We start from the raw sequence: 10,196 nt of genomic DNA, 5'->3' as shown, positions 1-10,196 counted from the left end.
TTATAACTTATGGGGGCGGATGGGTTGTTATGAGCCTTCTCACTATCTGTACAGGATTTTTACAAAAGAAAAATAGTTTATATTTTAAACGGGGGCTTATTGCTATATTGTCGATATTGATATTTATTGCTGTATATATGTATGCATTTCGTGATGTATTTTTTTAGTAGTAAACCAAAAATAGAAAACTATTAGGTAATATCAATATAGATATTGTTTTGAGAGGGTGCCTATGAATTCAAAGCGAGTATTGAAATGGATTGGTTATGTTGTTGCTGCCATATTATTAATTTATATTACTTTAATGGTAATAGTAATTTTATTGTTAGCTGGTAGTAGTGAGTTTAAGAATAGCTCCATTCATTTAACTGAATTTCGTAATAGTACATTATTTTATGACGATGAAGATCATAAGATTGCTGATAAAGTAGTTGCTGTTCATGAGGTGGATAATAAACTTTATTATATAACTTTAGATGGTATTGGTATTTTTGATGAAAATGTAAGTTTATTAGATAATTGGAATAAAGATCTTAATAAATATAATACTTTCATCCCTCGGATAGATGTTAAAGAAACACATTTTAATGTGAGCCTTGATGAGTTATACCCTAATATTTCTAGTCTTGATGAAACTGATAGAGATATATGGCATGAGATCTTTTTTGATAGTGAGAAACGATATACAGGTCCACACGCTGGATATACTATAAAGCTACCTTTCTATGTATCATATAGAAAGGAAGATATGGTTAAGCATAATGATATAGTAGATCTTTCTACAGGGCATATTATAGGTAAGTATGGTAGTGAGCATATTTTAAGAAATAATGCTTATTATAATTTTGAATTTGGGAAATTGACTAAAATTGATTTTTCCCAGAAAGGCATATATAGCTATTATTCTGACAATCTTAATATAGGTAGGTTTAGCAAGAATAATTTAGGTGATGAGGGATATGAATCTTATGCACAAAATGAGCTAAATAAAGTAAGGATGAAAGATTTAACGGTATTACCTAACTTAATGAATCAACAATTCATAGTGTTTAATTCTTTTAACGAGTTTTCTGATTTTGATAAAGATACCTTTGAAGCATTAGCTATTAATGCAATTAAAAATAGGGAGGCATTACAGTTAGGTCCAATAGAAAACCAGACCTTACAGCAATACTTAAGTAAATAGAATCAATATATAATGAAGAGTATTTGTACTGGGTAGGAATAAGAAGTATAAAATTATATCCTTTGCCTATAGTTGCAATGAGGAGCATTATTATGGATCAATTTCGAATAAGTAAAATGTTAAAAATGAATAATTTACAAGATATTTTGAGTTCTGGCAAAGTTAATGCAGATGAAGGTGAGCAGATATATAGATTTTTGTTAATAAATGATTATTATATATCTAGTGAGTATGAAGTAGTAAATACTCTCTTTAAAGTTATGGTTCTAAATGACTTGTGGGATGCTCAAATTGCGTTGCGATATTTTGAGTACTTAAATTATGAAGGTTGGGAATATGAATGTTTAATAGTAAGAGGCATACTTTTAGAAAATAATCTAAGATTGGCAGGTGAATTCTGCTTAGAAACCAAATTAGTTCAAAATGGACTTAGTTACTTTAGAGATAATGCGATTTGGAGAGGTAAAGATTATGATAATGAGGATATTCCGGTGTCTTTAGCAGAGTGGGCAATAGGATATGATTATGAGAAACGAACTTTTTATGGAATAAATAGCTATGCTATATAGTCTTGACTAATCGTTTCATAAGTAAAAGAGGTACCCTAGACGGTACCTCTTTTATTAATATTGGGATAAGCGGAATATTTTTCTATATTCTTCCGGTGCATCAGATCCATCAGATGGTTTTATGATGACTCTAATATATATTTTTTCTTTGAAATCTGGATATGTTGCAGCATATTCTTTGCAGAATTGATCCATACGATTGTAAAAGTTTATTACATCTTGATTTTGTATAGCCGAATAGGGGATAGGCATTTCAATATACAAAGAAGATGTGTCATATGTGGCATAGGATAACTCCTCTGCCGTTAGATAGTTTTTCATTAATGGAAATGCAGTTATCAGCGGAATGTTGGTTGTCAGTATTCGATCAACTTGTGGTACAACAGGTGCAGAGGTATGCATGACTTCAGATATTTCAATGGGCATTTGTGGATACTTGTCAAAGGTGACTTGCCATGTATTATTCCTTTGTGACTCCAAGTGATATGTTAGATTAGGATAATTCTTACTTATATATTGTTGAACTTCCTCTTCGCTGTAATGTGAGAGAAGATGACAACCCGTTGTTAGTATGAGTGAGATGATAATGAGCGGCAATAATACGAATCGTTTTAGGGCAAATGGTTTCATTGTATATTCCTTTTGTACTTCTTTAGAAAGTTCAGTAAATCGTAATTGCTTAACAGGTATTGCTTAATTATTGACGGAATTTTGAAGTATATTATTTTAATTATATTATACCTAAAATATATTTTTACTCATATAGTTGATTAATTCCATACAACTCTTCGATAAACTATAACAAAGAGGCACCTCATAGGAGGTACCTTTTTTGTATTGTAAGGCTATTATCTATGAAAATAGACGGTATGTTATAATTGTAGTCATACGAAAACGTGTTGTTTTGAGAGGGTCGTATAAACCATGATTTACTTAGATTATGTATTAATTATAGGCATATTGCTTAGTGTTTTACTCTTTCTTTTGGTTGGCGTATTTTACTATAGTAAACCTAAGCTTTTAAAGGGGCTAAATATTTGGTTCTTAGTAATACTTAGTGTTCTTTTGAGTTATTTATTATATCCTTTATATGAATTGACAGATTATAGAGAAGAATTTACGTCAATAGTTATTATCGCTGCGATAATTATTAAAGTAATTATCAATTTATCTATATTTATGATAGCTGATAGAATAACAACGAAATGGATTTCTAAATTATTATTAATTATATGGGTTGTTCTTGTTGAATGCTTGTATATGCCTATTCATTTATCATACATTGTTTTCCTTTGTGTATCAGGTGGAATCGTTTTAATAGAACGGTTAAGAGAGAGAAGAAAGTCTATTTAGCTTAGATTCGTAATTACTCTTATAGCGCTCACCTTCGAAATATGATATACTATTCTAACGCGCATAATTCGTGCGCGATAGGAGGAAACACATTTAGATGTTAGAAAAATTTGAACAATTAATGATTAGCGAACCTGTTCTACGTGCGTTAAACGATATGGGCTTTGAAGAGCCTACGCCAATTCAACAGGAAGCTATCCCAGTTGCCATGAGCGGTAAAGACATGATCGGTCAAGCTCAAACAGGTACTGGTAAGACAGCCGCATTTGGCTTGCCTGTATTGGAACGCGTAGACGGGAATGAGCGTCACGTTCAAGTAGTTATTTTATCCCCTACACGAGAATTAGCTATCCAAGTAGCTGAAGAGCTTAACAAAATGGCTCAATATACGAATATCACTGCACTACCTATTTATGGTGGTCAAGATATTAATCGTCAGTTCCGTGCCTTGAAAAAGAACCCTCAAATTATCGTTGCCACTCCAGGCCGATTGATGGACCATATGGACCGCGGTTCTATTAAATTTGACAATGTGAAAGTTGTCGTATTGGACGAAGCCGACGAAATGTTAAACATGGGCTTTGTTGATGATATCAATAAAATCTTGGGTGCTATCCCAGAAGACCATCAAACATTGTTGTTCTCCGCAACTATGCCTAAAGCTATTCAACAATTAGCTGAAACATATTTGACAGAGCCAACATTGATTCGTATGAAACCGACTCAAGTTACGATGGACTTAATTGAACAATATTATATCGAAGTGCAAGACCGTCAAAAATTTGATGTTCTTTGCCGCTTGTTTGATATCCAAACACCTGAACTTGCGATTATCTTCACACGTACAAAACGTCGTGTTGATGAAGTAACAGAAGGTCTTAAGAAACGTGGTTACATGGCGGAAGGCATTCATGGCGATTTGTCTCAACAAAAACGAGACAGCGTAATTCGTCAATTCCGCGAAGGTACCATCGATATTCTCGTGGCTACTGATGTGGCAGCTCGTGGTCTTGATATTTCTGGCGTATCTCACGTATATAACTATGATATGCCTCAAGATCCTGAAAGCTACACACACCGCGTAGGTCGTACAGGCCGTGCCGGTAAAGCAGGTCAAGCTTTCACATTTGTTATCCCTCGTGAAATGGAGCATTTACATGCTATCGAGCGTTTAACAAAACGTAAAATCGCACGCCGTCGTGCACCTTCCTTAGGTGAAGTTCTTGAAGGTCAACAACGTTTGGCAATTGAAAGCCTCGTTGAAATGACAGATAATTTAGAAGCATTAGCGCCATTCAAATCTAGTGCAGAAGAATTGTTAAATGATACAGACTCTGTAACATTGTTGGCAGCAGCTCTTAAATTGTTAACAAAAGAACCAGATACAACTCCTGTAAATATTACAGAAGAAAAACCATTGCGCGTACGCCGTCGTCGTGAAGGTGGTCGTGGTGACCGCCGCCGTGGTGACCGTCGTAGAGATGGTGATCGCCGCCGTGACGGAGATCGTCGTCGCGATGACCGCCCTCGTCGCAGCCGCGATGACCGCAGAGGTGAACGTCGTGATGACCGCCGCAGAGATGATCGTAGATCTGATCGTCCACGTGGTGATAGAAAACCTCGTCATCAAGGTGAAGGTTTCAAACCTTACTTTAAAGACTAATAGAATGTGGATTGCTTTCGAGCAATCCACATTTTTTATTACTTAATAGTTAATACTATCTATCTTGATAAGTGTTGAGAATTCTGCTATAATAGATAATAATTATTTCTTGTGAATGGCCGATAATGGTCGATGCCTTATAGATTTCCAAGTGGAGAAAGGTAGAGTAGAGTATTATGGATATCGCACAAATTCTGCGTAGCCAAGGGTTCAAAGTAACCCCACAACGTATTGCGATTTATGATGCCTTGCGTGGTCATCATGATCATCCAACAGCAGAAATGTTGTATCATACGTTGCGCCCTGAACATCCAAGCATGAGCTTGGCAACAGTGTACAAGACGATGGAGATTTTTGAAAAAATCGGTCTTGTAAAAATTTTAGAAGTAGGTGATGAGCGCGCTCATTACGATTGGGACACACAAGCTCATTCCCATATCCGTTGCATTCGTTGTAATAAGGTAGAGGATATGATGGGCATTGATTTACAAGCTATCAAAACTATTGCTGATCAAGGTAGCGAGTATCAAATCACAGGTCAACATATTACCTTTGAAGGTGTATGCCCTGAGTGTGCTAAAAAAGAAAGTCATTAATACATAACCCCTGTCGCGAAGGGCTCCTTCACGGTAGGGGTTATATTAGTTATATATGTCTTCTATTCATTAGGCTTTTGGAATAGATGTAAGCGTAATAGAATAGATATTAGAATTGAGTATTTTAGCATTATAGAATTATATAAATATAAAGGAGTAGTATGTTTGTCATAGGCAGTCATTTATCAATTAGCAAAGGTTATTTACATATGGGGAAGGAAGCTACTAAAATTGGTGGTAATACCTTCCAATACTTTACCCGTAATCCTCGCGGTGGTGGTATGCGAGCTCTCGACTTAGAGGATATGAATAGTCTTGGTGCATATATGAAAGAGCATAACTTCGGCACCTTGTTAGCCCATGCACCGTATACGTATAATCCATGTGCTGCAAAGGAAGACTTGCGCGCCTTTGCTAAACAATCCATGAAAGAAGATTTGGAGCGCATGGAATATTTACCAGGTCAAATGTATAACTTTCATCCAGGTAGCCATGTAAAACAAGGTGTAGATCAAGGTATCGAATATATCGTAGAATGTTTGAATGAAATTTTGTTCCCTGGCATGAAAACAACTGTACTATTGGAAGTTATGGCTGGGAAGGGCACAGAAATTGGTTCTCGCTTTGAAGAGATTGCACGCATTATCGACGGTGTAAAACTTAAAGAGTATATGGGCGTGTGCGTTGATACATGTCACATCCACGAAGGTGGTTATGATATTGTCAATAATCTCGATGGTGTTATCGACGAGTTTGATCGTATTGTAGGCTTAGACCGTTTAAAAGCGATTCATTTAAATGACTCTAAAAATCCTATGGGTGCTCATAAAGATCGCCATGAAAAAATTGGGGAAGGTCATATCGGTATCGACGCCATCGCTCGCATTGTGACACATCCTAAATTAACGAACTTGCCGTTCTATTTAGAAACGCCAAACGAATTAGATGGCTATGCGAAAGAGATTGCTATGTTGCGCTCTATTGTAGAGAATCAATAATTAAGCTGAATCGTAGTTTTAGTTATATAATAATTTATATAGCTACATTTCCATAAGATATAGGGAGAGCTGGAAAGGGGGATAAAATGCGTTTTTTACATACTGCCGATTGGCATTTAGGACGTATTTTTTATGGGCAGTACTTAACCGAAGACCAAGCTCATGTGTTGGAGAATCAGTTCTTTTCTATTTTGAAGGATGAAAAAATCGATGGCATATTGCTAGCAGGGGATATTTTTGATCGAGCAGTGCCACCTATTGAAGCCATTGAATTATGGGATTCCATCATTACGCGCCTCGCTATGGACTACAAGGTTCCACTCTTTGTAGTTAGCGGTAACCACGATGGCGCAGAACGCCTTGAGGTAGGGCGTTCTATGTTGAGTCAATCAGGAATCCATATTTGGGGATCCCCTCATCACGCATTACAACCGTTTGAATTTGAAGGGGCTGACGGTAAGGTCGCTATTTGCCCTATGCCCTTTAGCGAGCCGCGTCGTATAGGTGATGCATTAGGTTTGGGTGCATCTGTATCAAAACCTGTTGATATAGATATGACCGAGGACTCCCTGTTCTCCTATGTGGAGACTGAGGAGCAAGAGCCAGCCTCACTTAATTTACATAATTACGATCAAATGTATCAGGCCTGGAGTGACTACTTGTACAAACAAGTGCCAAAGGGTATGCGCAGCATTGCCATTAGTCATGCTTTTGTAATGGGCGGTGAAGTAGGTGGATCTGAGCGCACATTGTCTGTCGGTGGTAGTGAACAAGTAAGTCCACAAGTCTTTAAGGACTTTCACTATACAGCCCTCGGCCATTTGCATGGGCCGCAACGGATGGGGGCAGACTATATTCGCTATAGCGGATCGCCTTTAAAATATTCTTTTGATGAGCATACGCAGAAGAAGTCTTTTACCATCATAAATATGGATAAAAAAGGTAACGTAGATATTAGCACCATTCCTGTAGAGGCGAAACGTGACGTAGTGATTTTAGAAGGTTATTTTGAAGACCTGTTAAATGATAAAGCGTTACAGGCTAAACATAGGGACGATTATGTGCAAGCTCGTTTGCTTGATACGATGCCGATTATGGATGGAATGGCTAAACTGCGCCAGGTATATCATCGTTGTATGACCATTGATCTAGTTGGTCGCGTGGCAGGGCCTGTAGCAGATATGGGTGAGGCAATTTTCAAAGAATTAAATGAACGTGATCTATTTAATCAGTTTGCAGAAACTGTGTGGAAGGAACCTTTAACAGAGAAAGAACAGCAATACATCAACTCTGTATGGGACCGAATTTTAAAGGAGGACTAAATGAAGCCTATATCTTTAACTATAGAAGCCTTTGGTCCATACCGCGACTCGGTTACCTTGGACTTTAACGAGCTTCAAGACCATTCTATGTTCCTCATCTCTGGTCCTACGGGGGCAGGTAAAACATCTATACTAGATGCCATGGTGTATGCCTTATATGGTGAGCCTAGTGGAGAGGTGCGTAAAACAGATGCAATTCGCAGTGACTTTGCAGAACCTGATCGTATGACGCGGGTAGATTTTTCCTTTGCTATCGGTGATGCTCAGTACCGTGTTGAACGATTGCCAAAGCAAATGGTTGCAAAGAAACGTGGTACAGGTATGCGTGAGCAGAATGCTAGTGCTACTGTTTACGAAATGAAAGATGGGGAGTGGAAAGTTATCGCTACCTCTGCAGCGGCTATTCGCGATACAGTTCAACGAATCATAGGCTTTCGTAAGGATCAATTCTTACAGGTGGTTCTTTTACCGCAAGGGGAGTTCCGAAAATTACTAGTAGCCTCCACCAGTGAACGGGAGGAGTTATTACATACACTCTTTAGAACCGAGTTGTACCGAAGATTACAAGATGCTCTAAAAGCTGCTTATGATGACGCAAAAGCAGGGATTGAAGAAAATCTAACAAAACAGAATGCATTGCTGCAATCTATTCTACATGACGAAGACATACCCGTACTAACCATTGAACATGTACGAGATCTTTTGAAACATAGAGAGCCACACCGAGATGCTCTTGTTATTGACCGTGATAAAGCTGTAACTGTAATGGAGCAGTTCAATACGTTGCGAAATGAGTGGGCCTTATATAACCAAGCACAACAATCTCTTGCAGAGGCTATCTCTAAATTAGACCTCGTGAAAGCCAGAGAAGCGGAGCGTGCTAGCTTACGTGAAAAGGTTCAGTTTCTTACCTCTTTAACGCCAAGCTTTGAGTTATATAAACAGTTTACTGATAAGCAGTCGGTGTTAAAAACCTTGGAAACGTCACTTTCAGAGGCTGAAAAAAATGTAGACAGTGCAACTCAATATGAGTCTAAATGTATAGAGGCTCATGCAGTATTAGAAGCTCAAGCTGAAACTATGCAAGCTAAGCGAACTACGCTTGCCCAAATGGAACAGCAATCAGAAAAGTTTAATGAGTTAGCAGTGCTAAATAAGGAACTGAGCACATTAAAGAGTAACTTACTGACAAAGGACCGTGAGAAAAGCGAAGCTGCGTTACAGGCACAGCATAAGACAGTAGCTGATTTAGAGGCTAAGTTAGTTGCGGACAGGCAGCAGTTACAAGGTAATAGCAAAGCGTTAGACTCTATTTCTCGTATCCAAGAACAGTTAAGTCATTTGCAACGATATTCTGAATTGGTTGCTGAGAAACAGAAGGTTCAAAATGATATCGATGCTAAAGATAAGGCATTAGCTACGCTTGATGAATCCGTAAAGAATTCAAAGGTGCAGCTTGAACGGTTAGAACATTTGATGGCAGAAGGGCATGCCTTTGAACTTGTTCATTTAGTGAAAGATAACGAACCTTGTCCAGTATGCGGCTCTACAGAGCATCCACAGTTGGCAGCCAAGCCTGAGTTATATCCCACTAAAGAGGAGATAGAAGAGGCTCGTGCCGTGCGTGATCTTGAGTTACAAAAGCAAGCTAGTGAAATTGGTCAGAAAGAAACGTTAGCTCTTCGTCTACATGAGTTAGATCAGCAAATTAAAGACCAAGTTTCTCAGTTGAAGTCATCTATTGAGGGTTTTTCAGAAGATGCTTTTGCTTCTATTCAAGATGACTTGTTATCCGAAATGGAGCAGCTTACAACCTTGCGTAGCGATACTGAAGAGCTGAGCAACACTATAACTAACACTGAGGGTGACCTCAGTGCGGCTAAAGATACACTATCGAAACTGGAGACGGCTCATAAGGAACTACTTGATAACTTGCACAATTTAGAGGTTCAGATTAGTACTGTACAGGCTAAGATTGATACTCTTTCTGAAAGCTTGCCAACTACGGATGTAGCTGCATGGCATAAAGAGATAGAATCATTGGCGGCTGAGCTTGCAGACTACGATGAACAGATGAAAGTTTGTAAAGCAAATCTAGATTCTGCTAGAGAAGTGCTCAATGCTAAACGGGGACGTCTAGAAACCTTATCTGCCCAGGTGCAGGAGGACACAAAAGATCTTGATGTACTCAATAAAGACTATGTAGAATCACTGCAATCGATTTCTTTATCTGAAAATGACTTTATAGATGCGTTGGATGATTATAAGGCTTTAGATACGTTTAGAACTGAACTACATGCATTGGACGAGGCTTTCAATAAAGCTCAAGCTGTATATGATGCGGCATTGAAGCATGCTCAATCTGTAGTGGAGCCAAGTGATACGGTTTCCAATGAAGTATACGATGCAGCAGTAGAGCAGCGTGATGATTTAGTGGGTTCTCTTGCGGCTTGGGATAAAGAAACGAAACATATTGAAACGACACTAGTTTCTCTAGAAACACTTGAAC

The 10,196-nt window shown here is 38.1% G+C and carries 9 protein-coding genes; 8 read left to right on the top strand and 1 reads right to left on the bottom strand.

The genetic code is table 11. The features are described from left to right. Nucleotides 1–232: 232 nt before the first annotated feature. Nucleotides 233–1,186 carry a hypothetical protein gene (locus Q7P05_RS01315; protein WP_303930142.1) on the top strand — a complete coding sequence of 318 codons (954 nt, stop codon included), beginning with the start codon at nt 233–235 and terminating at the stop codon, nt 1,184–1,186. A gap of 92 nt (nt 1,187–1,278) precedes the next feature. After that, nucleotides 1,279–1,755 carry a hypothetical protein gene (locus tag Q7P05_RS01310; RefSeq protein WP_303930141.1) on the top strand — a complete coding sequence of 159 codons (477 nt, stop codon included), beginning with the start codon at nt 1,279–1,281 and terminating at the stop codon, nt 1,753–1,755. Between the two features lie 54 nt (nt 1,756–1,809). Here Q7P05_RS01310 and Q7P05_RS01305 read toward each other — a convergent pair whose 3' ends face one another. Continuing rightward, entirely contained in the window at nt 1,810–2,385 is a 576-nt protein-coding gene (locus Q7P05_RS01305) for a hypothetical protein (RefSeq protein ID WP_303930140.1), read from the bottom strand. 294 nt (nt 2,386–2,679) lie between these two features. Between Q7P05_RS01305 and Q7P05_RS01300 the strand changes: the two genes are divergently transcribed. From Q7P05_RS01300 to Q7P05_RS01275, 6 genes are all read left to right on the top strand, one after another. Continuing rightward, nucleotides 2,680–3,108 (top strand): phosphatase, encoded by a 429-nt coding sequence (locus Q7P05_RS01300; protein WP_303930139.1) that lies wholly within the window; start codon nt 2,680–2,682, stop codon nt 3,106–3,108. Nucleotides 3,109–3,205: 97 nt separating this feature from the next. Continuing rightward, nucleotides 3,206–4,771: a DEAD/DEAH box helicase gene (locus tag Q7P05_RS01295; protein ID WP_303930138.1), complete on the top strand. Its 1,566-nt coding sequence runs from the start codon at nt 3,206–3,208 to the stop codon at nt 4,769–4,771. 176 nt (nt 4,772–4,947) lie between these two features. Further along, on the top strand, nt 4,948–5,367 hold the full coding sequence (locus Q7P05_RS01290) for a Fur family transcriptional regulator (RefSeq protein ID WP_005385669.1): 420 nt from the start codon (nt 4,948–4,950) through the stop codon (nt 5,365–5,367). A gap of 161 nt (nt 5,368–5,528) precedes the next feature. Beyond that, nucleotides 5,529–6,365: a deoxyribonuclease IV gene (locus tag Q7P05_RS01285; RefSeq protein ID WP_303930136.1), complete on the top strand. Its 837-nt coding sequence runs from the start codon at nt 5,529–5,531 to the stop codon at nt 6,363–6,365. A gap of 86 nt (nt 6,366–6,451) precedes the next feature. Then, nucleotides 6,452–7,687 carry an exonuclease SbcCD subunit D gene (locus Q7P05_RS01280; protein WP_303930134.1) on the top strand — a complete coding sequence of 412 codons (1,236 nt, stop codon included), beginning with the start codon at nt 6,452–6,454 and terminating at the stop codon, nt 7,685–7,687. Continuing rightward, nucleotides 7,688–10,196: SMC family ATPase (locus Q7P05_RS01275; protein WP_303930132.1), on the top strand; the 2,509-nt coding region annotated here is incomplete at its 3' end.

Origin of the sequence: Veillonella dispar (genome assembly GCF_937975875.1) — a bacterium.
GTDB classification, from domain to species: domain Bacteria; phylum Bacillota; class Negativicutes; order Veillonellales; family Veillonellaceae; genus Veillonella; species Veillonella dispar_B.
This window is presented reverse-complemented; position numbering and strand designations above follow the sequence as displayed.